Annotated in this window: 18 protein-coding genes; 6 read left to right on the top strand and 12 right to left on the bottom strand. The window is 66.9% G+C overall.

The annotated features are described in order from the left end of the window. The first annotated feature begins 2 nt into the window (after nt 1-2). On the top strand, nt 3-1,496 hold the full coding sequence (locus tag TSH20_RS21730) for an HlyD family type I secretion periplasmic adaptor subunit (RefSeq protein WP_109156530.1): 1,494 nt from the start codon (nt 3-5) through the stop codon (nt 1,494-1,496). Here the strand turns inward: TSH20_RS21730 and TSH20_RS21725 are convergent. Continuing rightward, nucleotides 1,459-4,137: a hypothetical protein gene (locus TSH20_RS21725; protein WP_146205393.1), complete on the bottom strand. Its 2,679-nt coding sequence runs from the start codon at nt 4,135-4,137 to the stop codon at nt 1,459-1,461. The genes TSH20_RS21730 and TSH20_RS21725 overlap by 38 nt on opposite strands. 236 nt (nt 4,138-4,373) lie before the next feature. Between TSH20_RS21725 and galE the strand changes: the two genes are divergently transcribed. Then, entirely contained in the window at nt 4,374-5,390 is a 1,017-nt protein-coding gene (gene galE, locus TSH20_RS21720) for a UDP-glucose 4-epimerase GalE (protein ID WP_109156532.1), read from the top strand. A gap of 67 nt (nt 5,391-5,457) precedes the next feature. On the opposite strand, the gene TSH20_RS21715 is transcribed toward galE, so the two are convergent. From TSH20_RS21715 to TSH20_RS35335, 10 genes are all read right to left on the bottom strand, one after another. Beyond that, on the bottom strand, nt 5,458-6,414 hold the full coding sequence (locus TSH20_RS21715) for a UDP-glucuronic acid decarboxylase family protein (protein WP_109156533.1): 957 nt from the start codon (nt 6,412-6,414) through the stop codon (nt 5,458-5,460). Between the two features lie 110 nt (nt 6,415-6,524). Next, on the bottom strand, nt 6,525-7,388 hold the full coding sequence (rfbA, locus tag TSH20_RS21710) for a glucose-1-phosphate thymidylyltransferase RfbA (protein ID WP_109156534.1): 864 nt from the start codon (nt 7,386-7,388) through the stop codon (nt 6,525-6,527). A 12-nt stretch (nt 7,389-7,400) separates the two neighbouring features. After that, nucleotides 7,401-8,291, bottom strand: coding sequence for a dTDP-4-dehydrorhamnose reductase (gene rfbD, locus TSH20_RS21705; RefSeq protein WP_109156535.1), 891 nt, complete (start codon nt 8,289-8,291; stop codon nt 7,401-7,403). Continuing rightward, nucleotides 8,288-9,355: a dTDP-glucose 4,6-dehydratase gene (gene rfbB, locus TSH20_RS21700; protein ID WP_109156536.1), complete on the bottom strand. Its 1,068-nt coding sequence runs from the start codon at nt 9,353-9,355 to the stop codon at nt 8,288-8,290. The genes rfbD and rfbB overlap by 4 nt, the downstream gene beginning before the upstream one ends. 87 nt (nt 9,356-9,442) lie before the next feature. Next, nucleotides 9,443-9,994 carry a dTDP-4-dehydrorhamnose 3,5-epimerase gene (rfbC, locus tag TSH20_RS21695; RefSeq protein ID WP_109156537.1) on the bottom strand — a complete coding sequence of 184 codons (552 nt, stop codon included), beginning with the start codon at nt 9,992-9,994 and terminating at the stop codon, nt 9,443-9,445. 99 nt (nt 9,995-10,093) lie between these two features. Further along, nucleotides 10,094-11,023 (bottom strand): glycosyltransferase, encoded by a 930-nt coding sequence (locus TSH20_RS21690; RefSeq protein WP_109156538.1) that lies wholly within the window; start codon nt 11,021-11,023, stop codon nt 10,094-10,096. A gap of 4 nt (nt 11,024-11,027) precedes the next feature. Beyond that, nucleotides 11,028-14,213, bottom strand: coding sequence for a rhamnan synthesis F family protein (locus TSH20_RS21685; RefSeq protein ID WP_146205394.1), 3,186 nt, complete (start codon nt 14,211-14,213; stop codon nt 11,028-11,030). 428 nt (nt 14,214-14,641) lie between these two features. Then, the gene (locus TSH20_RS21680; RefSeq protein WP_109156540.1) at nt 14,642-16,078 is read right to left on the bottom strand and encodes an ABC transporter ATP-binding protein; all 1,437 of its coding nucleotides are present in this window, start codon (nt 16,076-16,078) and stop codon (nt 14,642-14,644) included. Further along, complete coding sequence (locus tag TSH20_RS21675; RefSeq protein ID WP_109156541.1) at nt 16,068-16,898, bottom strand: ABC transporter permease; 831 nt, start codon at nt 16,896-16,898, stop codon at nt 16,068-16,070. The genes TSH20_RS21680 and TSH20_RS21675 overlap by 11 nt, the downstream gene beginning before the upstream one ends. Nucleotides 16,899-17,570: 672 nt before the next feature. Beyond that, a complete protein-coding gene (locus tag TSH20_RS35335) occupies nt 17,571-17,801 on the bottom strand; it encodes a hypothetical protein (protein ID WP_199232022.1) in 231 nt (76 codons plus the stop codon). A 6-nt stretch (nt 17,802-17,807) separates the two neighbouring features. On the opposite strand from TSH20_RS35335, the gene TSH20_RS21670 reads away from it, so the two are divergent. The 4 genes from TSH20_RS21670 to TSH20_RS21655 all read left to right on the top strand — a co-directional run bounded on the left by TSH20_RS21670 (nt 17,808) and on the right by TSH20_RS21655 (nt 23,481). Further along, complete coding sequence (locus TSH20_RS21670; RefSeq protein ID WP_247871402.1) at nt 17,808-18,572, top strand: sulfotransferase; 765 nt, start codon at nt 17,808-17,810, stop codon at nt 18,570-18,572. Beyond that, nucleotides 18,562-19,575, top strand: a complete 1,014-nt coding sequence (cysD, locus tag TSH20_RS21665) for a sulfate adenylyltransferase subunit CysD (protein WP_282183581.1) — start codon at nt 18,562-18,564, stop codon at nt 19,573-19,575. The genes TSH20_RS21670 and cysD overlap by 11 nt, the downstream gene beginning before the upstream one ends. Continuing rightward, nucleotides 19,575-21,524 carry a sulfate adenylyltransferase subunit CysN gene (gene cysN / locus TSH20_RS21660; protein WP_109156542.1) on the top strand — a complete coding sequence of 650 codons (1,950 nt, stop codon included), beginning with the start codon at nt 19,575-19,577 and terminating at the stop codon, nt 21,522-21,524. The genes cysD and cysN overlap by 1 nt, the downstream gene beginning before the upstream one ends. 292 nt (nt 21,525-21,816) lie before the next feature. Continuing rightward, the gene (locus tag TSH20_RS21655; protein ID WP_109156543.1) at nt 21,817-23,481 is read left to right on the top strand and encodes a methyl-accepting chemotaxis protein; all 1,665 of its coding nucleotides are present in this window, start codon (nt 21,817-21,819) and stop codon (nt 23,479-23,481) included. 166 nt (nt 23,482-23,647) lie between these two features. On the opposite strand, the gene TSH20_RS21650 is transcribed toward TSH20_RS21655, so the two are convergent. Further along, a complete protein-coding gene (locus TSH20_RS21650; protein ID WP_109156544.1) occupies nt 23,648-24,535 on the bottom strand; it encodes an S-methyl-5'-thioadenosine phosphorylase in 888 nt (295 codons plus the stop codon). Nucleotides 24,536-24,580 lie beyond the last annotated feature (45 nt).

Below are 24,580 nucleotides of genomic sequence, written 5' to 3'. Positions count from 1 at the left end.
CCATGCCCGACACACGCATACCCGAAGCGGATCAGGACGTCGAAACGGTGGAGACTGGCCGCGAGGTCGTCCCGGCCAAACCCGCTCCCGTCTCTCCCCCGTCGCGCCGCCGCGCCGTCCTGCCCGCCCCGTCGTCACCGCCGCCGGGCTTCGCGCTGGATTACCTGCCGGACGGGGCGGCGATCGAACATGCGCCGCTGCCCTGGTTGGCGCGGTCCACCCTCTATGTGCTGGCCGGGCTTCTGGTGGCGCTGGTGCTGTGGGCGGGCTTCGCCCAGGTCGACCGCATCGTCACCGCCGGCGGCCGGCTGGTGACCACGGCGCCGCTGGTGGTGGCCCAGCCGCTGGAGACCGCGGTGGTGCGCGGCGTCGACGTGCAGGTCGGCGACCGGGTCCGGGCCGGCGACCGTCTGGCGACGCTCGACCCCACTTTCGCCGCGGCGGATCTGGCCGACCTGACCGGCAAGCTCGCCGGCGTCGAAGCGCAGATCGGCCGGCTGCGCGCCGAGCTGGACGGCAGCGACTTCACCCCCGCCACCAACAATCCCGATTTTGCCGTGCAGGCCGCCATCCTGGAGCGCCGCCGCGCCGAATACCGCGCCCGCCTCGCCTCGCTGGACGAGAAGGCCGGACAGCTGGACAGCGCCATCGCCGCCAGCCGCCGCGCCCAGGCCGGCCTTGCCGAGCGGCTCGCCGTGGTCGGCGAGGTGGAGGACATCCGCCGCCAGCTTCAGGAGCGCCAGACCGGCTCGCGCCTGACCTACCTCGAAGCGCGGATCGAGCGGCTGCGCATGCGCGACGACCTGACCGCCCTGCAGGACCGCGAGCGGGAGAGCGAACACGAGCTGCGCGGCGTCCAGGCCGACCGCGCCGCCTTCGTCGATGAATGGCGCCGCAAGACGGCGGAGGATCTCGTCGAGCAGACCCGCCAGCGGGCGACCCTGGTCGAGCAGATCGCCAAGGCCGAGCGCCGCCGCTCGCTGGTCACCCTGACCGCCCCGGTCGACGCGGTGGTGCTGGAGGTGGCCAAGCGCTCCGTCGGCTCCGTCATCCGCGAGGCCGAACCGCTGGTCACCCTGGTCCCCGCCGACGTGCCGCTGGAGGTCGAGGCCGACATCCCGTCGCGCGACATCGGTCTGGTTCGGGTCGGCGACGTCGTGCGGGTGAAGCTGGACGCCTTCCCCTTCCAGCGCCACGGCACCCTGCCCGGCGAGATCCGCACCATCAGCGCCGACGCCTTCACCCACGACGCCGCCCAGGCGGCTCAGGGCGCCGCCACTCCCATCAACACCGATGGCCCCCGGCCCGCAGCGGCTGCGGTCTTCCGCACCCGCATTCGCCTGACCGGTACCCATCTGGAGGAGGTGCCGGAGGGCACCAACCTCAGCCCCGGCATGGTCGCCTCTGCGGAGATCCGGGTCGGCACCCGCTCGGTGCTGTCCTACTTCCTCTACCCGGTCATCCGCGCGCTCGACGAGAGCATCCGCGAGCCGTAGCGTCACCGGTGTCCGCATGGCTGCCGGTCGGCGGCATCGCCGCTTTGCGCGGCAAAAGTCCCTGAGCCGTTATCAGGAGTCCCAGCAAGGCAGCCAGGTAGCCGGCCGGCATGAAAGGCGGGCGGAAGCGGAATTCGATGGTCGCGGTGCCTGCAGGTATGGCGACCTGCTGAAATAGATCATCGACGCGAGCAATCGGGGATTCCTGCCCATTCACGAAGGCGCGCCATCCATCCATGAGCAGTTCCCGGCGCTGCAAGGTGGAAGCGCTGGAACAGGATGTCTCCACCTTGTCTCGGGACAGCGGGGTGATGCGGCAATCGGCGGCACTGAAATAGGGGGATGGGTTTGCAAGCTCGTAGATGTCCATCACGCCATCGCCATAAACGTGACGGACGGCGGAGCGGCCGCTCACCTCCAGCCAAATCTTGGCCATGTAACCGGGAATGGGTTGACCGTCGCGGGACAGGGTGTTGTCGGTGGTCTGTGGGAAAGCCCAAAGGGCAACCGGAAACTGGCCGCCGTCATACAGCACTTCGATGGTCAAAGGCCCGTCGGCGACGTTCAAGCCGCGGTCCAATGGAATGAAGAAATAGGTATTGTCCCGCGATTCCTTTAGCATCCGGTGGCCGGCCACGCACTGGGAGGCTGAGCACATCGTGATCCGGAAGGCGCCATCGCTTTGCGAGCCGTAATTGGCGATGGTGATCGCCACGCCGCCGACGGCGGTGCCGACCGGAGGTGTCGGTACGGTGATGGTGAACCGGCTGCCGTTTTCCAACCGCATCACTTCGCTTGGACCGGGGCTCGGCCGCAACTCCTTCGGCTGCCAGGAGAACGGATTCATGCCGGCCGGGCTCACGATGTATTTGACGCCGGTCTGCCGATAGGCATCCAGATTCCGGATGAGCGCTTCGCCAGCGGTCGGACCGTCCGGTTTGGCACGGCTGAAGCCTGTGAACAGGATGTCCACCGTGTTGTCATCCAGGCGGTGGGTGACGAAGTCCACCCACTCTTTGGGCAAGGGCAGGTCGTTGTGGTTGATGCTGGAGATGCCGAAATAAGCCCCGTAATTCGGCATGATCGGCCCCAGCGTGTAGAAGCGCTGGAAACCGAGATTGTTCTGAAGAAACTCGACGCCGCCCAGATCGATCCGGCTTTTTCCGCCCGGATAAAAGAAAGTTGGAAGGATGAAGTAAAGGATGGCCTCGCCGGCGACCAGCAGCGACAGCGTCGTTGCCCTGCCAACCGGCTTGCGGATGAACAGGAAACTGGCCAAGCCGATGGCCATACCGGCTCCGGCGAGGGCCAGGGAACCGGCGAACCAGAAGGGAACCGGCGGTCGGACCAGAAGGCCGGCAGACAGGGCGAAGGCGGCGGCCATCAGCAGGCTTGCCCCTCCAATCCCGATCCACATGGTCCGGCGGGAGCATCCGTCCTTCAGCACGGCATCCAGAGCGCCGGCGGCAAGCACCGCAAGGCAAAACTCCCAGGAGGGGGGGAGATAGCGGTAGAAGGCGGAAAGGCCGACCCCAGGCACCGCTGTGACCAGTTCCTGGATGCCGGGCGTTCCGAAAGAGGCGGCAATGCACAGGATTGTCCAACCGGCCAGCAGGTTGCGCAGCCGACCGATCCTTGCGACCGAAAAGCCGATCACGGCCAGAATGGTGAGCCCGACGCCGGCATAGCCGCCGGTATCCCCCCAATACTCCACCTGCTGGAAAATCGGGCCGTAGAGATAAGGAAGGAAAAGATTCACCAAGTGATCGGACGCCAGATGGGCGCCGCCGAAGGCGTTGTCCGTATGGCCGCCGACAAAGGCATGCGGCAGGAAAGTAAGGAAGGCGATCAGGATCGGCGCCGCCAGCAGCAGGCCTCCGATCGTTCCGGCTGCGATGCGGACCAGGAAGGCGATGGCGGTCCGTCCCGACATTTCGCTTGCCCGCACGAGAACCCAGCAGGCAATCAGGAGCCCGTTCAGATAGGCGACCTCGGGAAAGCCTGCATACAGCGACAATGCAAGACCGGCTGCGATCCAGAACCAGCCGCCACGATGACCGGCAAGCAACCGGTCGCGCACGGCTTCAACACCAAGCAGAACGACGGGTAGGAACGGGATCGGGTTGATGACTGCGTTGGCCATCCAAGCGAAGGACCCGTTGAACTGAAACAGCAATCCTCCCAAACAGGCAGCCAATGTGCAAAAGGACAAACGGCGCAATAGAAAATAGGTGAACACGCCCGCGATGATTTGCAAAAGAATATGGGCGTAGAGCTGCCCGTTTGGAAAATACAAAAGCAGCGTCAGAGGGAAAAGGGCGGCAGATTGCATCTCGCCGGCCAGCGGCACCCCGACCCCTTCGAAGTGATTCCACCACGGTATGATGCCGTTGATCAGGTCGGCCGCGGCTCTATGACCCAAGGCGTGACTGGTGAAGGCGATGTTGGGATCGATGGTCGGCGGGTTACCGTTCAGCCATCCGCCTGCACGCACAGCGGTCAATCCGCTATAGCTGAACAACGGATTGGCCAGCAGCACGTTAAAAACCAGATGGATTTTTGCCAGGACAGGCGCAGCCAGAAGTATCAGGACAGAGAGAAAGTTTGCCCAGCCTCTGTTCGAGAAACCGCTTTGGAGCATTGGAAAAAACCGTTGATGAAGTGGTCTGGAAAGGAATTGCTATCGGCAGGAGAAGCCAAATGGCAGCGCCTTGCTTATGGCGGTCCCCTCATCCTTCGTCAATCGTAATACGCCCTTGAGAACGTCTGTATTCCTTCGAAAGCACTGGGGACTGATACGGAAAAATGCTCAAAGGGTGCGGTGTGGAGATGATAGCATCCGGTCGGTTTGTTGCAACGCAGCGTGAACGGACGGTCATGGTAACTTCGCTCCAACATTCGGCATCGAACGCGACCGTGCTGGTGACCGGCGGCGCCGGCTATATCGGCTCCCATGTGGTGCTGGCGCTGCGCGACCAGGGACGGGACGTCGTGGTGCTGGACGACCTGTCCACCGGCCGGCGCCAGGCCCTCCCCGAGGGCACGGTCCTGGTCGAGGGCGATGTCGGCGACAAGGCGCTGCTGGCCGAGACCTTCGCCCGCCACGGCATCGGCACCGTGATGCATTTCGCCGGCAGCATCGTCGTGCCGGAATCGGTGGAGCGGCCGCTCGCCTACTACCGCAACAACACGGTGAAGAGCCACGCCCTGATCGAGGCCTGCGTCGAGGCCGGGATCGGCCGCTTCATCTTCTCCTCCACCGCCGCCGTCTACGGCATGCCCGACCGGCTGCCGATCGACGAGCAGACGCCAACCAGGCCGATCAACCCCTACGGCTCTTCCAAGCTGATGACGGAGTGGATGCTGCGCGACAGCGCCGCGGCGCATGATCTGCGGTATGTCGCGCTGCGCTATTTCAACGTCGCCGGGGCCGACCCGCAGGGTCGCTCGGGGCAGGTGTCGAAGGTCGCCACCCACCTGATCAAGATCGCCGCCCAGACCGTCACCGGCCAGCGGGCGGAGCTGCAGATCTTCGGCGACGACTACGACACGGCGGACGGCACCTGCGTGCGCGACTACATCCATGTCAGCGACCTTGCCGACGCCCATGTCGCGGCGCTCCGCCATCTGGAGGCGGGCGGCGCGTCGGAGGTGCTGAACTGCGGCTACGGCCGCGGCTATTCGGTGCGCGAGGTGCTGGCGATGGTGGAGCGGGTGACCGGCAGGCCGCTGCCCATGCGCATCGGCCCGCGCCGCGCCGGCGATCCCCCGGCCCTGGTGGCGGGGGTTGAGCGCATCGGCCGCACGCTCGACTGGACCCCGCGCCACGCCGACCTGGAGACCATCGTCGCCTCGGCGCTTTCCTGGGAGGAGCGGCTGGTCCGCCAGGGGTGAGTGCGGAAGAGCAAAGAGAAAAGGGCGCCGGTCGAAAGGCCGGCGCCCTTTTCACAGATGGTTTGCCTCAGCCGAAGAACCGCCCGCGGAAATAGGCAATGGTGCGGGCCAGACCCTCGTCCAGCGACACGGCCGGTTCCCAGTCCATCAGGGCGCGGGCTTTGGCGATGTCGGGCTGGCGCTGCTTGGGGTCGTCCTGCGGCAGCGGCTTGTGCTCGATCGTCGAGTTCGAACGGGTCAGGCGGATCACCTTCTCCGCCAACTCCAGCATGGTGAACTCGCCGGGGTTGCCCAGGTTGATCGGGCCGGTGACGCCGGCCGGCGTGTCCATAAAGCGCAAGAATCCTTCGATCAGGTCGTCGACATAGCAGAAGGACCGCGTCTGCTGGCCGTCACCGTAGATGGTGATCGGTTCGTTCTTCAGCGCCTGGATGATGAAGTTCGACACCACGCGCCCGTCGTTGGGGTGCATGCGCGGGCCGTAGGTGTTGAAGATGCGGATGACCTTGATGTCCAGCTTGTGCTGGCGGTGATAGTCGAAGAACAGCGTCTCGGCGCAGCGCTTGCCCTCGTCATAGCAGGCGCGCGGACCGATGGTGTTCACGTTGCCCCAATAGTCCTCGGGCTGCGGATGCACCGCCGGGTCGCCGTAGACCTCCGAGGTCGAGGCCTGCATGATCCGCGCGCCCACCCGCTTGGCCAGCCCCAGCATGTTGATGGCGCCGTGCACGCTGGTCTTGGTCGTCTGCACCGGATCGTGCTGGTAATGGATCGGCGAGGCCGGGCAGGCGAGGTTGTAGATCTCGTCGACCTCGACATAGAGCGGAAACGTCACGTCGTGGCGCATCAGCTCGAAATGCGGGTTGTCCAGCAGATGCAGGACGTTGTCGCGGCTGCCGGTGAAGAAGTTGTCGACGCACAGCACGTCGTTCCCGGCCGCCAGCAGCCGCTCGCACAGGTGGGAGCCCAGGAAGCCGGCGCCGCCGGTGACGAGGACACGCTTTCGGTTGGTGAGAGCCGGCACGGGCTGCCTTCCTGTCTTGGCTGTTGGCGTTGGCAGCGCCGGCGACCGTCAAAAGGCGGAGCGCCGGGCAACCACGAAGGGACAACACGGCAGGGGCGCCGGTTGATCCTTCAGCTTAGCAGCCCAAGCAAATAGCGTCCGTAGTCGTTTTTTTTCAGCGGCTCGGCCAAGCGGCGTACCTGTTCGGCGTCGATCCAGCCGGAGGTGTAGGCGATCTCCTCCGGACAGGCGATCTGCAGGCCCTGGCGGTGCTGGATGGTGCGGACGAACTCGGCCGCCTCCAGCAGGCTGTCGTGGGTGCCGGTGTCGAACCAGCCGTAACCGCGGCCCATCTGCTCGACCGACAGCCGGCCCAAGTCGAGATAGGCGGCGTTGACGGACGTGATCTCCAGTTCACCTCTGGCCGACGGCTTTACCGCGGCGGCGATGTCCAGCACGTCGTTGTCGTAGAAATAGAGCCCCGTCACCGCCCATTTGGAGCGCGGCTGGACCGGCTTTTCCTCGATGCTCAGCGCCCGGCCTTCGCTGTCGAACTCCACCACGCCGTAGCGCTCGGGGTCGCGCACGGCATAGGCGAAGACGCTGGCGCCCTCGGTCTTCTCGCCGGCGGCGCGCAGGATGTTGGTCAGGCCGTGGCCATAGAAGATGTTGTCGCCGAGAACCAGGGCGCAGCTGTCGTTGCCGACGAACTCGCGGCCGATGATGAAGGCCTGGGCCAGCCCGTCGGGCGAGGGCTGGATCGCGTAGGTCAGGTTCAGGCCCCACTGCGACCCGTCGCCCAGCACCGTCTGGAACAGCGGCTGGTCGTGCGGCGTGGTGATGACCAGGATGTCGCGGATGCCCGCCAGCATCAGGGTGCTGAGCGGGAAATAGATCATCGGCTTGTCGTAGATCGGCAGCAGCTGCTTGCTGATCGCCCGGGTCACCGGGTAGAGCCGGGTGCCGGATCCGCCGGCCAGGATGATCCCCTTCATGGTCTTACGTCCTCACGCCTGCGGCGGGTTGGTGAACAGCTCGTCGATCACGCGGTCAACGCTCTCCTGCCACGGCGGGCAGGCGACGCCGAGACGCTCCTTGGCGCGGGAGCAGTCCAGCCGCGAATTGGCCGGGCGGCGCGCCGGGGTCGGGTAGTCGGCCGTGGCGATGGCGGTCAGGCGCGGCCGCTTGCCGGTGCGCTCTTCCAGCCGCCGGAAGATGTGCTCGGCGAACTCATGCCAGGTGGTGTAGCCGCTGCCGGTCAGGTGGTAGGTGCCCCAGGCGGCGGCGCCCGTCTTCTCAATGGTCTGGGCGATCTGCACGATGGCGGCGGCGAGGTCGGCGGCGGCGGTGGGCGAGCCGTGCTGGTCGGCGACCACCCGCATCTCCTCGCGCTCTTGGCCCAAGCGCAGCATCGTCTTGACGAAGTTGTTGCCGTAGGCGCTGTAGACCCAGGAGGTGCGCAGGATGACGTGATGCGGGGAGGCCTGGCGCACCGCCTCCTCGCCCGCCGCCTTGCTGGCGCCATAGACGCCCAGCGGGTTGATCGGGTCGTCCTCGGTATAGATGCCGTCCTTCGTCCCGTCGAACACATAGTCGGTCGACACATGGATGACGGGGATGCCGCGCGCCGCACAGGCCGCCGCCATGGCGCCCGGCCCGTCGCGGTTGATGGCGAAGGACAGGTCGACCTCGCTCTCGGCCTTGTCGACGGCGGTGTGGGCGGTGGCGTTGACCAGCAGGTCGGGCGCGTGGGTGGCGACCGCCGTCTCCACGTCGCCCGGCCGGGTCACGTCGAATTCGGGATAGGGCAGACCGACGATTTCGGTGCCCGGCGCCCAGTTGGCGCGCATCAGCTCGAAGCCGAGCTGGCCGTTGCTGCCGAGGACGAGGACCTTCATTGCGCGGCTCCGTCTTCGGTCAGGCCGAGCCGCTCGCCTTGGTAGGAGCCGTTCAGGATGGCCTGCCACCAGTCGCGGTTCTCCAGATACCAGGCGACCGTCTTGCGCAGGCCGCTTTCGAAGGTTTCCTGCGGGGTCCAGCCCAGCTCGCGCTCGATCTTGCCGGCGTCGATGGCATAGCGCTTGTCATGGCCGGGGCGGTCGGTGACGAAGCTGATCAGGCGGTCGTGCGGGGCGCCGGCCGGGTGCATCTCGTCCAGATGCGCGCAGATGGCGCGGACGACCTCCAGGTTGGTGCGCTCGTTGTGGCCGCCGATGTTGTAGCTCTCGCCGATTTTGCCTTTCTCCAGAACCAGTCGCAGGGCGCGGGCATGGTCCTCGACATAAAGCCAGTCGCGGATGTTGTCGCCCTTGCCGTAGACCGGCAGCTTCTCGCCCGCCAGACCCTTCAGGATCATCAGCGGGATCAGCTTCTCCGGGAAATGGTAGGGGCCGTAATTGTTGGAGCAGTTGGTCAGCACCACCGGCAGCCCGTAGGTCTCGTGCCAGGCGCGGACCAGATGGTCGCTCGACGCCTTGCTGGCCGAATAGGGCGAGTTGGGGCTGTAGGCGGTGGTCTCGGTGAAGAAGCCGTCGTCGCCCAGCGTGCCGAACACCTCGTCGGTGGAGATGTGGTGGAAGCGGAAGCGCTCCTTGCGCTCCGCCGGCAGCGCCGACCAGTAGCCGCGCGCCGCTTCCAAGAGGCGGAAGGTGCCGACGACGTTGGTCTGGATGAATTCGCCCGGCCCGTCGATCGAGCGGTCGACATGGGATTCGGCGGCCAGATGCATCACCGCGTCGGGCTGGTGGGTGTCGAAGACGCGCCTCAGCTCGGCGGCGTCGCAGATGTCGACCTTCTCGAAGGCGTAGCGCGGATTGCCCTCGGCGCCCGGCAGGGAGGACAGGTTGGCCGCGTAGGTCAGCTTGTCGACATTGACGACGAAGGCGTCGGTTTCGGCGAGAAGCTGGCGGACCACCGCCGAGCCGATGAAACCGGCGCCGCCGGTGACGAGAATGCGCGTCATCAAATCACCTTGCCCCAACCATGCAGGAAAATCGAAAAGCGGTCCGATCTGGGTAGCATGAGGGACCGCCCCCACTCCATAGCGCTGTCAGAACAGATCGCCAAGCTGGGCGAGGGTCGGATGCTTGTGATCCTTGTCCGACAGTCGCGCCTTGTCCGCCGACACCGGCCAGGCGATGCCCAGCTCCGGGTCGTTCCACAGCAGACCGCGGTCGTGTTCGGGCGAATAATAGTTGGTCACCTTGTAGATGACCTCGGTGTCGGGCTCCAGCGTGCAGAAGCCGTGGGCGAAGCCGACCGGCACCAGGATCTGGTTCCACTCCGAAGCGCTGATCACCGCACTGACATGCCGGCCGAAGGTGGGGGAGCCTTTGCGGATGTCGACCGCGACGTCCAGGATCGCGCCGCGCACCACCCGCACCAGCTTGTCCTGGGCAAAGGGCGGCAGCTGGAAATGCAGGCCGCGCACGGTACCGACCTCGGCCGACAGCGAGTGGTTATCCTGCACGAAATCGTACTGCAGCCCCGCCGCCTCGAGGTCCTTCTTGCTGTAGGTCTCCGAGAAGAAGCCGCGATGATCGCCGAACTTCTTCGGGCGGATGATCTTCACGTCGGGAATGTCGAGAGAAACGACGTCCATGACTCAATCTCCGGCTGGCGGCCGGGCGGAACTGCCGCCAGCGGCACGGTTTGCAAAATTTTTGGACAAATCGATGGTCGGAGGGCAGACGCTGGAGGATCAGCGGGCACCCATGAGGTCACCCAGCCTTTGCCTGATCCGGCCATTGGCCTGGAGCTGGTGGTGCACGTCCTGGATCGACAGGCCACCTCGCGGATGCGGCAGGCCGAGCCGCGCCTGGATCGGGATCGACACCGGGGTCATCGCCTTGCGTTCGCGGATGCGGCGCTGCACCGCCTCGTAGAGCGCCAGCTTCTCGCCATGGAGCCCGCCGGCCTGACCGACGGTGTTGCTGCCGTCGGTCTTGTAGATGTAGTAGCCGATCTCGGTGCCGATCAGCGAGAAATCGGCGGGATGTTGGGCGCAGATCCGCAGCAGCAGGTCATAATCCTCCTCGATCGTCAGCGTCGGGTCGAAGCGCAGGAGATCGGCGGGAAGCTTCGAACGGTCGATCAGATAGCTGTGGATCGGGCAGAAATTATGGTCGAACAGGTCGCCCAGATCCCGGCCCCGGTAGGTCGGGGTCTGCGGGCCGATGGTGCGGAAGAAGCGGTCGCGCACCTCGACCTGCATCACCTGGACCGAGGCGAAGGCGATCGCCGCCTCCTGGTCGCGCAGCTTTTCCACCAGCAGCTCATAGGCCTCGGGGAACAGCAGGTCGTCATAGTCGAGGAAGGCGAGATAGCGGCCCCGGGCGGCCTCCACCCCGCAATTGAGCAGATGGGTGCGGGCGTCGGTGACCGCCTCCCCGTTCCAGTTCCGCACCGTCAGGGACGGGGCGCCGGGCAGGGCCAGCATGGGGGCGAGCGCCGCCTCGGTTGCCGCGATCTCGGCCGGCGTGAAGCGCTGGAGCACCAGAACGATGTTCAGCGGCCGATAGCGCTGACCGGTCAGGGAGAAGACGCAGCGCTCCAGCTCCGCCAGCCGACGGGGGTCGTGGAAGCGGACGATGCAGTCCAGCAGTTGGGTGTCGTCTTGCATGGCGTGCATGGGCTTACCAGCGGGCCTTCGCGAAGCTGAAGTGATGTGAGAAATCGGCGTAGCGCCGCCAATCGGCGGGCACCGGTTCCGGCTGCGTCTCCGGCGGCGGATGGCCGAGCCCGCGCAGCTCGCCGCCGACCCAGCTGTGGAAGGCCGGCGGCGCCCCCCATTTGCGCGCCAGCAGCATGCCGGACTCGTGGATCATGCGCAGAACCGTCGGATTGCGCGGCCGGTTGGTCACCTCGTGCAGGAACAGGGCGGCCGGGCAGCTGAGCAGGACGAAGCCGTTGGCCCGCGCCCGCCAGGACAGATCCACATCCTCGCAATACATGAAGAAGGATTCGTCGAAGCCGCCCAGCTCCTCGAAGGCCCGGCGCGGGATCATCAGGCAGGCGCCCGACAGCCAGGGGGTCTCGAAGGTGAAGGGGTCGTAGGGCTTGGGATGCTCGACCGGGAACTGCAGGGCCTCGATCAGGGCGCGGTCCTGCTGGGCCTGCATCATGCGCAGCAGCGCCAGAACCGCCTGCGGGTGGAAGGCGCCGTCGGGGTTGGCGGCGATGTAATGATCGGCGCCTGCGGCGAAAGCGGCGGCCATCAGGCGGTTGTGGCCGGCGCCGAAGCCGATGTTGCCCGCACTGTCCAGGCGGTGGATGGCGGGATCGCCGGCCGTCGTCGCCGCGGTCGAGGCGCCGTTGTCGATGACCAGGATGCGGCCGTCGGTTGGGCAGCCGGCTTCGACCAGGGCAAGGCGGGTGCTTTCGACGATGCGGCGGACGGCGGCCTCGTCGTTGTTGTAGGTGACGATGCCGACGGCGACGACGGCCGGTGCGACCGCGTTGTCGAGGCCGAGGGCCTTGGCGCTGCGCCGGTCGATCAGCGCCGGGTCGGGCTGGGCGATCGGAGTCGGATGGACGGAGCGCGGGGCCGGCAGCTCGCTGCCGGTGAGCTTGAGCCCATGCTCGACGATAAAGCGGTCGAGGTCGGCCGGGCTGTTGATCGGCGCGATCGCCGGCGTGCTGGGGAACAGGTCCGGGACGGCGACCTTGATCCAGCCGAAGCCGGCGGTTTCGCAGACATGGTAGTAGGTGCGCTCGATGGCGTGGGCGAGCGTGCCGTCGATCTGGCCGCGCTCCTCGGCGAAATCCTCATAGGACAGGTCGAGGTCGAGCAGCGGCTTCAGCGCGGCCGAGCGCGCCCAGAACATCGAGCCCGAGGGGAAATCCAGCACCTGGGTCTCGCTCAGCGACCGCCCCAGCCGCGCCATCAGTTTGGCGGCGTAGGGGAAGTTGTTGCCCCAGTTGATCCAGTGGCGCACCGGCTCGAAATGCTGGGAGGCGATCATGCCGAGATCGGGGCGCTGGACGAAGGCGCCGATGATGCTCTCCACGATCTCCGGCGAGCCCAGCAGGGTCTCCAGCAGCTGGCCGCGCCAGTTGGCCAGCACCGAGGCATGGTCGGACTGCTTGGAGTGCAGGTGCAAGACCAGCTCGTAGCGGTCGTAGACGTCGCGGAAGCCCAGCAGCTTGGGCGCGATGTCCCGCCCGCGGTTGGGGGTGACGCGGACCTCGACCCTGCCGCGGTCCCAGCCGGAGAAGGCCTTCTCGATCACCGACTTTTTGAAGGGGTCGGAGGTCGAGAGGAACAGGTCGGCCGGAACGGGGATGTTCAGGAAATAGCGGCGGAACTCCACCGCGAGATTCTCGTGGAACAAGTGGCAGACGACGGCGACGGTCGGAGGGGTACCGCTGGGATCGACGGCGAGCGGCGGGCGGTGGCCGAAAGGCACGGCCACGCTGTGGTCGATCTCGATCGGGCGGGCGACCTCGGGGAAGGAGGGAGCCTCCAGCGCCGCCGGGGCCAGGACCGGCGTCCGGCTGCCCTGGACCTGCTGGATGATCCGGCGCCATGCCGGGCGCAGGCCCTCGCGGCGCACGGACTCCAGGGTCTGGTGCCGGCACTCGGGCTGGCTCAGCAGCATCGGCAGGGCGCGGCGGGAGATACCGACGATGAAGCGCGCCTTGACGATGGCGGTGCGCGAGCGCGTGCTCGCCCAGCGCAGGCCGGCGGTGGCCCGCCAGGAGGTCGAGCGTTCCATCGCCTCCAGCCGGTGGGTCTGGCGCGCCAGCTCGTCCTGAAGCGCGCAGGCATGGGCCGTCTGGCGCTGGACCTCGGCCGTCTGGCGCTCCGCCTCGGCCTCGGCCTCGGCGAGCTGATGCTCGCGCTCGCCCAGCGCGTCCATCAGCAGATGGAGCTGCCGGTCGGTGTCGGCGGCATGGGCCTGCAGCGCGCGGAGGTCGGTGTCGCGCTCGGCGACCCAGCCGGTCAGCCGCTCGATCGTCGCCTCGCGGTCGGCGACCTGTGCGGACAGGGCGTCGGCATGCTTGGTGTAGTCGCCGATCTGCTTCAGCCGGTGCTGCGCCCAGAAGCGGTCGATCAGCCCCTGCCCCAGCCGGTCGAAATGGCGGCGGACCAGGGCCAGCCGCTCGCGCTCGCCGGCGACCTCGAACAACCAGCGCAAGGCGGGCGGCATCGCCTCGGGCTTGCCGACATAAGCCACGCCCAGGCCGTTGGAGTGCAGGAAGGAGAAGGAGGGATAGGCGGCGCTGACTTCCTCCCACACCTGCCAGACGCCGAAGCCGCGCTCGCGCACGTTGATGTCGTGGAACAGCACCAGCCCACGGCCGCTCATTTTCGGCAGCCAGCTGCGGAAGTCCTGGCCGACCGCCTCGTAGGTGTGCAGGCCGTCGATGTGCAGCAGGTCGATGCTGGCGTCGGGGAAATACTCCAGCGCCTGGTCGAAGGTCATCCGCAGCAGGCGCGAGAAGCCGGCATAGGCGGCGTCGTGGTGCGCGCGCAGATCCTCATAGACGTCGTCGCCGTAGAGCCCGGCATGGGGGTCGCCTTCCCAGGTGTCGACCGCATAGCAGGAGGTCGACAGGCCGCAGGCGGCGATCGCCTGCAGGAACGCGCAGTAGGAGTTGCCGCTGTGGGTGCCCAGCTCCACCAGCGACGTGGGCCGCAGGGCCTCGATGATCCAGAAGGCGAAGGGGATGTGGCCGATCCAGGGCGGCGGGAAGACGAGCCGGTTCGGTTCGCTCAGCGTGATGGGCGTGTAGAGGGCCTGCAGATCCAGCGGCCGCGTCTCAGGGCGGTCCCCGGCATGGTCGGCGGGGTGGGGGCTGAGGGTCGAATCGGGCATCTGATGCTGCATATCCGGCTGGTCTTCGGGGCTGCTGTGCACAATGAGGGGCATCGCGGTGGGAGCCCCATCCGTGGCGGCGCCGTCCCGGCCCGCCGCATCGGCGGCGGGGGAAAGGGCGCTGCTGGTCACGGTTGGCGGGGTATCAAGCTGGCTGCTGCGCCGGGAAGCCGACAGGCGGGGCGGCTTTGTGTTGCGTGGCGCCATGGCGTCTTGAAGGCCTGTCCAATCCCGACGGAGTTCTCACGCATTCGGCTGATCGGCACGGCGGCCGGCAGCAATGACAAGAGACCACAAGATGCTGTGGCTTATCGCCAAACCCCAGCCCTGTCAACCTGGACCCCCGGCCGGCCGCGGGCGGGCCCGCAAGTTGCACAAGGTCTTGCGTCATTGCCGCATCAGGCCGGGTCGCATCAAATGGGGCCGCATCAGGCTGGGCCGGCCTGCGTGTCGCCGGCCAGCGTGTCGATGGAGATGTTCAGCATCGGGATGCCGACCAGCCCCTGCACCACATGGCTGGAATGGACCTTGAAGAACAGCGCGTCCTCGATCCAGTGATGCTGCACATGGTCGTTCTGCGTGCCTTCGGCGATCGCGACGGTGATGGAGAAGTCGCCACTCGGCAGATAGGGCAGTTGGAAACGGAAGCGGGCGGCGAAATCCTGTCCCGCCACCACGCGGATGGGGTCGAGCTGATAGGTGAGATGGGTGTTGTCGCCGAACAGATTCTGACCCAGCCGGTCGCGGACGTAGAAGCCGACGATGGGCTGGAACAGATCCTTTTCGGCGTGGCAGGCCACCTCCAGGACGATCTCCTCGCCGCCCTCCAGCGTGCTCAGCGGCGTGCCGCCGCTGTCGAGGAGCCGGACGCTGGTGATGCTGGCCCCGCGCTCGCCGAACCAGGGGGCGTTGGGATCGAAATCGAAGATTTCGATGGCGTTGCGGTGCTGGGAGGATTTCAGCAGCTCGGCGCGAGCGTCCTCCACCGGCTCCTCGCGCTTGGCCTGGGGCAGCGCCTGCCGGGCGCCGCCGATGCGGAAGCCGCGGGAGGTGTCCTGGTCGCTGTACAGCGCGGCGAGGTAATCGTGGCAGACCTCCTTGGCCGGGCCAACCGCCCGCACCGACCCGTTGTCCAGCCACACCACCCGATCGCAGAGGTTCACCACCTGCCCCGTGTCATGCGACACGAAGAACAGGGTGCCGCGCTCCTTGAAGCGGTGGATGAAGCGCATGCATTTCTGGGTGAAGGAGGCGTCGCCGACCGCCAGGATCTCGTCGACGATCATGATGTCGGCATCGACATGGGCCGCCACCGCGAAGGCGAGGCGGGCGTACATGCCGCTGGAATAGAGCTTCACCGGCTGTTCGATGAAGTCGCCGATGCCTGCAAACTCGGCGATGGAGTCGTAGCGCTGGGCGATCTGCTCGTTCGACAGCCCCAGCACCGAGGCGGCGAGATAGACGTTCTCGCGGCCGGTGAATTCCGGGTTGAAGCCGGCGCCCAGCTCCAGCAGCGCCGCGATCCGGCCATCGACGGCGATGCGGCCGGAGGTCGGCGTCAAAGTGCCGCAGAGCAGTTGCAGGAAGGTCGACTTGCCCGAGCCGTTGCGGCCGATCAGCCCGACCGTCTCGCCGCGGCGGACCTCCAGGTCAACGCCGCGCAACGCCCAGTACTCGTCGTAATATTTGCGCCGGCCGCGCACCAGCATCTGCTTCAGCCGGTCCTGCGGGCGCTTGAAGATGGCGTAGGCCTTGCCCAGCCCCTCGGCGCGGATGACGACGGGGGCTTGGGACGCGGAGCCGGTGGGGGCTTCGGCAGGGGACGTTTCAGCCGCCGCGGCGGGAGCTTTGATCTCAGACGACATCGGCAAACCCCCGGCGGGTCTTCATGAACCAGAGATAGCCGAGCCAGGCCACCGCCCAGGAGCCCAGCATCGCCAGCCCCCATTCCACCGGCGACGGGACGCGGCCCCAGAACAGCAGGTCCTTCGACTGCTCCAGGATCGCGGTCATCGGGTTCAGGTGCAGGATGGCGCGGAAGCGCTCGGGGATGGCGCTCATCGGATAGAAGATCGGGCTCAGGAACATCAGTATGGTGACGGCCACCCCCACCACCTGCCGCAGGTCGCGCAGGAAGACGCCGGCGGCGGCGAAGAACCAGCTCAGCCCCAGCGTGGTCAGGCACAAGGGCGCCAGCACCAGCGGCAGCAGCAGCGCCGTCAGCGGTGGCAGTCCGGCCACGGCCAGATGGAAGACCACCAGGATGAGAAAGCCGATGCCGGCGTTGAACAGGGCGACGGCCAGCGACACCAGCGGCAGGATCTCCAGCGGGAAGACCACCTTCTTGATGTAGCTGACATTCTCCAGCAGCAGCCCGGGCGCCCGGTTCAGGCATTCGCCCAGCACGTTGAAGAGGATCAGGCCGGAAAACAGCAGCAGGGCGAATTCGGTGTTGCTCTCCCCCGCCGCTCCGTCGGGCGTGCCCCAGCGGGCGCGGAACACCACCGAGAAGACGAAGGTGTAGACCGCCAGCATCAGGATCGGGTTCAGCACCGCCCAAACGATGCCCAACATGGAGCCGCGGTACCGCGCGTCGATCTCCCGCCGGGCCAACCGCAGGATCAGGGACCTGTGATGCCAGGCGGTCTGGAAAAGGGCAAAGGGACTGGCGCCGAAACCCGCCACCGTAGGGTTTCTCGACTGAGAGTTAAGCAATTTAAAGTATTCCCCGTCTGCGGCCGGCCGACCATACCCCCCGCCCCGGCGGCGTTCAAGCGAAAGCATCCCCGGCACCGGAGGGGCGGCAGCGGGACCGGCCGGCCGGGTGGACTCTCCTGAAAAAGAGCAGGGGGGGGAACAGACCTTCGGTTTCCTCCGTTTACTCGAAATATCGGAGAGATGGTGACTCTGCGCAGGGATTTCCGTTATCACGAAAGAAAAATCCACAGTAAACATTTGGGAGGACGGCACTATCCGGGCTAATGCCACAGGCAGCGACGGAGTTCTGTGTCCTATGCGTATCAGTAAATTTGAAGTTGAAATCAAACGTGACTTTCCTATTCGCAGGATAGGGACATGCCTTGTCATGAGGTTGCTATCCGATGCGAGATCCACCATTGGGGGTCGCATCGGCAACTTTATAAGCCCATGGGGTTAGATCCGGATTAGAGCTAAAAAAGCCCATCAGATATGGCCATAACTAGCCCTGAGAGGCGGCGATTGCCCGATTTGCAGGAAAGACGCACCGATTGCCGAAGACCGGGAAAAACCGGAGTGCCCGGCAGAGCGGTGACGCAAAAGGAGGCCGTTGTGTTTTGGAATGCAAAGACTCTGACAGCCGATCACTATGCCACATCATTAAGAAATCATTTCGGTGATGGTGCGGTTCATCGTCTTCAAAAAGAGATCGGTTTTGTTGGAAAGCGGCTTCTTAGACTTCCCAGCACGGAAAGATCGAGCTTCTTTGATCCCTGGTTCACGGAGGAGAACGCGCGTCATCTGCGCTCCGTCGCCCAGGCGGTCCGCGGGATCGCGCCGGATGCCGCCGGTGCCACTCCTCGCGCCACCCCCCGCATCGTCTTCCTGCACGGGGTGATGCCGCGCAGCGGCACCAACTATCTCCAGAGCCTGCTGGAGCTGCATCCCGACGTGGTGGTCAACCCCTACGGCGTCCGGGAGCTTCCCTTCCTGAACACGGTGGAGGACGCGCGCATCTATGAGGGGCGCTTCCTGCGCCTCTATCAGCGCAACCGGGAGTCGTTCGGCGATCTGGAAACCTTTTGCTATATGGTCAGCGGCTTCCTCCGTCGCATCGAAGCCGAATTCCCGGCGGACAAGACGGTGCTGATCAAGTCGCCGCACACCCGGATGATGCGCTATTTCCCCTACCTGTTCCCGACGGAACGCTGCCTGATCGTGCTCCGCGACGGCAAGCGCGCCGTGCAGTCGACCATCGACACTTGGCCGCTGCGCTTCCTCGGCCGCACCTTCGCCGACGTCTGCCGCGAATGGAGCTTCGGCACCGAGGCGGCGCTGGAGGCGCAGAGCCGGATGAGCGCCGACGCCTGCCGTCTGGTCCGCTTCGAGGACGCGGTGGCCTCCCCCGACGGCACCGCCCGCGACCTGCTGCGCTTCCTGGACCTGAACGAGGAGCGCTATCCGTTCGAGCGGATCGGCGACCTGCCCATCCTGGGATCGTCCCGCGTCTCGCGCCGCGATGGCGAGGTCAGCTGGACACCCGTCAAGAAACCCGAAGGCTTCGACCCGTCGAAGCGCCAGATCGACTGGCCGCGCAAGCGTCGGACCGTGTTCGACGCCGTGGCCGGAGACATGCAGAAGAAGGCCGGCTATGCTGCTTGATCCATTGCTCGCCCCCCGCCCCGCGGCCAGGGAGCTTCCCGGTTCCGTCCCCGCTTCCGCACCCGGTTCTGAGGACAGCTTGCCCGCCATCCTGACCACGCCGGCCCGCCTCACCCACCTCCAGCGGCTGGAGGCGGAGAGCATCCACATCATGCGTGAGGTGGCGGCCCAGTTCCAGAAGCCGGTCATGCTCTATTCGGTGGGCAAGGACAGCTCGGTGCTGCTGCATCTGGCGATGAAGGCCTTCCATCCGTCGAAGCCGCCCTTCCCGCTGCTGCATGTCGACACGACCTGGAAGTTCCGGGAGATGATCGAGTTCCGCGACCGCACGGCGCGGGAGCTGGGCATCGACCTGATGGTCCACATCAACCAGGAGGGCGTGCGCCAGGGCATCGGCCCCTTCACCCACGGTTCGGCCGTCCACACCGACGTGATGAAGACCCAGTCGCTGAAGCAGGCGCTCGACGCCCACGGCTTCGACGCCGCCTTCGGCGGGGCGCGCCGCGACGAGGAGAAGAGCCGCGCCAAGGAGCGCATCTTCTCCTTCCGCACCGCCTCCCACCGCTGGGAGCCGAAGAACCAGCGGCCGGAGCTGTGGAGCCTCTACAACGGCCGGATCAACAAGGGCGAGAGCATCCGCGTCTTCCCGCTGTCGAACTGGACCGAGCTGGACATCTGGCAATACATCCACCAGGAGAACATCCCGGTCGTCCCCCTCTATTTCGCCAAGCCGCGTCCGGTGGTGGAGCGCGACGGCACGCTCATCATGGTCGATGACGACCGCATGCCGCTGAAGCCCGGCGAGACGCCGGAGATGGCCTGGGTGCGCTTCCGCACGCTCGGCTGCTATCCGCTGACCGGGGCCGTGCGCAGCACCGCCGCCACCCTGCCCGAGATCATCCGCGAGATGCTGCTGTCCACCAGTTCGGAACGGCAGGGCCGCGTGATCGACCAGGACGCCGCCGCTTCCATGGAAGCGAAGAAGCAGGAAGGCTACTTCTGATGCTGAAGGAACTCGATCCCGCCGCCATCACCGTCGCCGACATCACTCCCGCCGATGCCGCGGCCCCCGATGCCGATAGGGAAGTGCAGGAGTACCTGGCCCGCCAGAACAGCAAGGATCTGCTGCGCTTCATCACCTGCGGGTCGGTGGACGACGGCAAGTCGACGCTGATCGGCCGGCTGCTCTACGACTGCAAATGCCTCTTCGAGGACCAGCTGGCCAGCCTGGAGACGGACTCCGGCCGCTTCGGCACCACCGGCGCCGGCCAGCTCGACCTTGCGCTGCTGGTCGACGGGCTGGCGGCGGAGCGCGAGCAGGGCATCACCATCGACGTCGCCTACCGCTTCTTCACCACCGAGCGCCGCAAGTTCATCGTCGCCGACACGCCGGGCCACGAGCAGTACACCCGCAACATGGTCACCGGCGCGTCCACCGCCGACGCCGCGGTGCTGCTGGTCGACGCGCGCAAGGGCGTGCTGACCCAGACCCGGCGCCACAGCACCATCGTCTCGCTCTTGGGCGTGCGCCATGTCGTGCTGGCGGTCAACAAGATGGACGCCGTCGGCTGGGACCGCGAGACCTTCGAGCGCATCGCCGCCGACTACCGCGTCTTCGCGGCGCGCATCGGCATCACCGAGGTCACCTGCATCCCGGTCTCCGCGCTCACCGGCGACAACGTCACCAAGCCGTCGGATGCCATAGGCTGGTACGGCGGCCCCACCCTGCTCGGCCATCTGGAGAGCGTGGATGCCGCGGCGGAGCGGAAGCTCGGCTCCTTCCGCATGGCGGTGCAGTGGGTGAACCGGCCGAACCAGGACTTCCGCGGCTTCAGCGGCACGGTGGTCGGCGGCCCGGTGCGCGTCGGCGACGACGTCGCCATCCTGCCCGGCGGCCGGACCAGCCGGGTGGCCCGCCTCGTCACCATGGACGGCGACCTTGAGACGGCGGAGCCCGGGCAGGCGATCACCCTGGTGTTGGCCGACGAGGTCGACGCCAGCCGCGGCGACATGATCGTCGCCGCCGCCGGCCGGCCGGAGGTGGCCGACCAGTTCGCCGCCCACGTGGTGTGGATGGACGAGCAGCCGCTCTTGCCCGGCCGCTCCTATCTGCTGCGCGCCGGCACGGCGACGGTCGGCGCCCAGGTGACGGAGTTGAAGCACGCCATCAACGTCAACACCCAGGAGCATGCTGCCGCCAAGAGCCTGGACCTGAACGACGTCGGCTTCTGCAATCTGGCGCTCGACCGGCCGATCCCGTTCGACGCCTATGCCGACAGCCGCGAGACCGGCAGCTTCATCCTGATCGACCGGCTGACCAACGCCACAGCCGGCTGCGGCATGATCCGCTTCCCCCTGCGCCGGGCGTCGAACATCCACCGCCACGCCACGAAGGTGGACAAGGCGGCGCGGGCGGGCGGCCTGCAGAAGCCCTGCGTGCTGTGGTTCACCGGCCTGTCCGGCTCCGGCAAGTCCAGCGTCGCCGACCGGCTGGAGCAGGAGCTGCACCGTCTCGGCCGCCGCACCATGATCCTGGACGGCGACAATGTCCGCCACGGCCTGAACCGGGATCTGGGCTTCACCAACGAGGACCGGGTGGAGAACATCCGCCGCGTCGCCGAGGTGTCGAAGCTGATGGTGGAGGCTGGGCTGATCGTGCTGGTCAGCTTCATCTCCCCCTTCCGCGAGGAACGCCGGATGGCGCGCACCCTGGTGGAGGACGGCGAGTTCCTGGAGATCTTCATGGACACGCCGCTGGAGGTCTGCGAGGCCCGTGACCCCAAGGGGCTCTACAAGAAGGCACGATCCGGCCAGCTCCCCCACTTCACCGGCATCGACAGCGCCTATGAGCCGCCGGAAGCCCCGGAGATCACCCTGAAGGGCGGCGAACACGGCACCGACGAGATGGTCGCCCAGGTGATCGAGGACCTGCGGCGGCGCGGAGTGATCTGATCCTTATCCTCCATGGCACCTCCAAGGGCGGCTCCAAGCCGCCCTTTTTCTTTTCCCGGCCGGACTCTTCGCCGTGCCGCACAGGATCAGGATTGAACGGGAACCGGAAAGCGAACGGCAGCGAAGGAAAAAAATTTACAATTTATATCCGTGATTTGTCGGGCGGTCAGTGATTTCCCCTATATTTTGCATATCCCCGTATGGCGTTTTGTTAACGCTACCATGGCAATTCATTTCTTTTGCGCCGGTGGAGTGACCTCCCGGCCGCCCGTTCCGCCCCCACGAGAGTGTGATGAAACTTTCCAGCAAGATCCTGCTGCCGGTTCTGGTCCTGTCCACTGTCTCGGCCGCCATCGGCGCCACCTCCGTGTGGGGGCTGAACCGCATCGCCTCCGCCAACCAGGCTCTCATCCAGATGGACCGGATGGTCCTGACCGCGTCGGAACTGCGGTCGATCAGCCGTTCCCTGCAGCGCGACGCCCTGAACCTCATTTCCGAAGATGCCGCGACCCAGGCGGCCATCGGCGAGCGGTTCGGCGCACGCATCGACGAAATGGCGGAGAAGAACCGCCGGCTCGACCGGCTTCTCGCCGCGTCGGGCAATCCCGCCGCCGGCCGGATCGGCCCGCTGCAGGCCAAGGTCATGGACGCGCTGGCCAAGACGCGCGACCTCGCCCTGGCGGGGCAGCGCGAGGCCGCCGCCGCCCTGTTCCGCAGCGATGTGCGCAGCAGCGAGCGCGCGGCCTCGGACCTGACCGATCCGATCATCGAGACGGGGACGGAGCGGATCGCCCAACTCACCGACGCGGTGGAGGAGACCGAGAGCTTCGTGAAGGTCACCGTGGCGGCGGTCGGGCTGATCGGCATCCTCGTCGGCGCCCTGCTCTCCCTGGTGATCGCCCGCCGCAGCGTCGTGGAGCCGCTGGCCCGCCTGACGGCGAGCATGGGACGCCTTGCCCGCAAGGACTACGGCGTCGACCTGTCGGACGCGGCGCGCGGCGACGAGGTCGGCGCCATGGCCACCGCGGTCGTCACCTTCCGCGACGCTCTGCAGACCGCCGACCGGCTGGAGGCGGAGCAGGCGGCCGAGCGTGCCGCCAAGGAACGCCGCGCGGCGGAGGTCGACCGGCTGGTCCGCCGCTTCGAAGCGACCGTGGGCGGCATCCTGCGCACCCTGTCCTCCGCCGCAACCGAGCTGAGCCAGACGGCGCACAGCATGTCGGGCATCGCCGAACAGACCAATGCCCGCGCGTCCGCCGCGGCCGGAACGGCGGTCGATGCCTCGTCCAACGTCCAGGCCGTCGCGGCGGCGACGGAGGAGCTGACCGCCTCCATCACCGAGATCAGCGGGCAGGTGTCGCGCTCCACCGCCATCGCCGACCAGGCGGTTGGCGAGGCGCAGCAGACCAACGCCCAGGTCCAGGGGCTGGTCGAGCAGGCGCAGCGCATCGGCGAGATCGTCCAGATGATCAACAACATCGCCACCCAGACCAACCTGCTGGCGCTGAACGCCACCATCGAGGCGGCGCGCGCCGGGGAGGCCGGCAAGGGCTTCGCCGTCGTGGCGTCGGAGGTGAAGAGCCTCGCCAACCAGACGGCCAAGGCGACCGAGGACATCGGCACCCAGATCGCCTCGATGCAGGGCGCCACCAACGGCGCGGCCCAGGCGATCGGCGGCATCAGCCGGACCATCGCGACGATCAGCGAGGTTGCCACCTCCATCGCCTCCGCCATCGAGGAACAGGGCGCGGCGACGGCCGAAATCGCCCGCAACGTTCAGGAGGCCTCCAGCGGCACCGCGTCGGTCAGCGCCAACATCGGCGGCGTCAGCGAGGCGGCGGCCCAGACCGGCGCTGCGGCCAGCCAGGTGCTGGGCGCCTCGGGCGAACTGGCGCGCCAGTCCGAACTGCTGCGGCAGGAGGTGGAAACCTTCCTGAGCGGCATCCGCGCCGCCTGACCCTGAAGGATGCCGACACGAAGCCGGCGAGCAGGCCGCCCAGATGGTCAGGGCGGCTACGGGATGCACACATCTCCAAACTTCGCCCGCGCCCGCCGCAGGTCGGCGACGAAGTCCTGATAGGCCCGCTCCGTTCCTTCTCCCCTGGCCCCTCTCCCGCGGCGGATCAGCCGAGCGTGCGCTTCACGATCAGCGACAGCTTTTCCAGCATCGCCGGGTCGCGGTGGGAGGGGGCGGTCATGATGGCGTTGTCGAGGGCGGTGTGGCAGCCCTGGGTGCACGCACCCTCGCGCCCCGCCACCTTCGGCGCCAGGGCCGAGACCAGCGAGCGGGCCCTGCCGGCATTGGCGACCACCACCTTGATCACCGCATCGACCGACACATGGTCGTGCCCCTCGTGCCAGCAGTCGTAATCGGTGACCATGGCGACGGTCGCGTAGCACATCTCCGCCTCGCGGGCGAGCTTGGCCTCCGGCATGTTGGTCATGCCGATGACGTCGCAGCCCCAGCTGCGGTAGAGGTTCGATTCGGCGACGGTGGAGAATTGCGGCCCCTCCATCACCATGTAGGTGCCGCGCCGCTGGTGCGGGATGTCCAGCTCGACCAGCGCCTCTTCGATCAGGTCGCCCAGCCGGCCGCAGACCGGATGGCCCAGCGCCACATGGGCGACCAGCCCGCTGCCGAAGAAGGTCTTGTCGCGGGCGAAGGTGCGGTCGATGAACTGGTCGATCACCACGAAGCTGCCCGGCGGCAGATGCTCCTTCAGCGAGCCGACCGCCGACACCGACAGGATCTCGGTCACGCCCAACTGCTTCAGGGCGTGGATGTTGGCGCGGAAATTCAGCTCCGACGGCGGGATGCGGTGGCCGCGGCCGTGGCGCGGCAGGAAGACCAGCTTCTGCCCCGCCAGCTCGCCGGTCAGCAGCTCGTCTGACGGGTCGCCGAAGGGGGTCGTCACTTTGACCCAGCGGGTGTTCTCCAGCCCGTCGATGTCGTACAGGCCGCTGCCGCCGATCACGCCCAGAACCGTTTCGCCAACTGCACCGTTGCTCATGTCCCGCTCTCTCCGCTGAAGCTGAGGGACTATTTCGGGCACACC

This window comes from Azospirillum sp. TSH20 (assembly GCF_003115935.1).
In the GTDB taxonomy this organism is placed as follows: Bacteria; Pseudomonadota; Alphaproteobacteria; order Azospirillales; family Azospirillaceae; genus Azospirillum.
Note: the sequence above shows the minus strand (reverse complement) of the source record. Positions and strands in the feature narration are given on the sequence as shown.

What these genes read in the sequence shown, in the direction of transcription:
- rfbD (WP_109156535.1), bottom strand. Translation starts at nt 8,291, where the DNA reads ATGAAGGTCCTCGTCCTCGGCAGCAACGGCCAGCTCGGCTTCGAGCTG.
- galE (WP_109156532.1), top strand. Translation starts at nt 4,374, where the DNA reads ATGGTAACTTCGCTCCAACATTCGGCATCGAACGCGACCGTGCTGGTG.
- rfbA (WP_109156534.1), bottom strand. Translation starts at nt 7,388, where the DNA reads ATGAAGGGGATCATCCTGGCCGGCGGATCCGGCACCCGGCTCTACCCG.
- TSH20_RS21670 (WP_247871402.1), top strand. Translation starts at nt 17,808, where the DNA reads ATGCCGCGCAGCGGCACCAACTATCTCCAGAGCCTGCTGGAGCTGCAT.
- TSH20_RS21730 (WP_109156530.1), top strand. Translation starts at nt 3, where the DNA reads ATGCCCGACACACGCATACCCGAAGCGGATCAGGACGTCGAAACGGTG.
- cysN (WP_109156542.1), top strand. Translation starts at nt 19,575, where the DNA reads ATGCTGAAGGAACTCGATCCCGCCGCCATCACCGTCGCCGACATCACT.
- rfbC (WP_109156537.1), bottom strand. Translation starts at nt 9,994, where the DNA reads ATGGACGTCGTTTCTCTCGACATTCCCGACGTGAAGATCATCCGCCCG.
- TSH20_RS21685 (WP_146205394.1), bottom strand. Translation starts at nt 14,213, where the DNA reads ATGCCCGATTCGACCCTCAGCCCCCACCCCGCCGACCATGCCGGGGAC.
- TSH20_RS21650 (WP_109156544.1), bottom strand. Translation starts at nt 24,535, where the DNA reads ATGAGCAACGGTGCAGTTGGCGAAACGGTTCTGGGCGTGATCGGCGGC.
- cysD (WP_282183581.1), top strand. Translation starts at nt 18,562, where the DNA reads ATGCTGCTTGATCCATTGCTCGCCCCCCGCCCCGCGGCCAGGGAGCTT.
- rfbB (WP_109156536.1), bottom strand. Translation starts at nt 9,355, where the DNA reads ATGACGCGCATTCTCGTCACCGGCGGCGCCGGTTTCATCGGCTCGGCG.
- TSH20_RS21655 (WP_109156543.1), top strand. Translation starts at nt 21,817, where the DNA reads ATGAAACTTTCCAGCAAGATCCTGCTGCCGGTTCTGGTCCTGTCCACT.
- TSH20_RS21680 (WP_109156540.1), bottom strand. Translation starts at nt 16,078, where the DNA reads ATGTCGTCTGAGATCAAAGCTCCCGCCGCGGCGGCTGAAACGTCCCCT.
- TSH20_RS21690 (WP_109156538.1), bottom strand. Translation starts at nt 11,023, where the DNA reads ATGCACGCCATGCAAGACGACACCCAACTGCTGGACTGCATCGTCCGC.
- TSH20_RS21725 (WP_146205393.1), bottom strand. Translation starts at nt 4,137, where the DNA reads ATGCTCCAAAGCGGTTTCTCGAACAGAGGCTGGGCAAACTTTCTCTCT.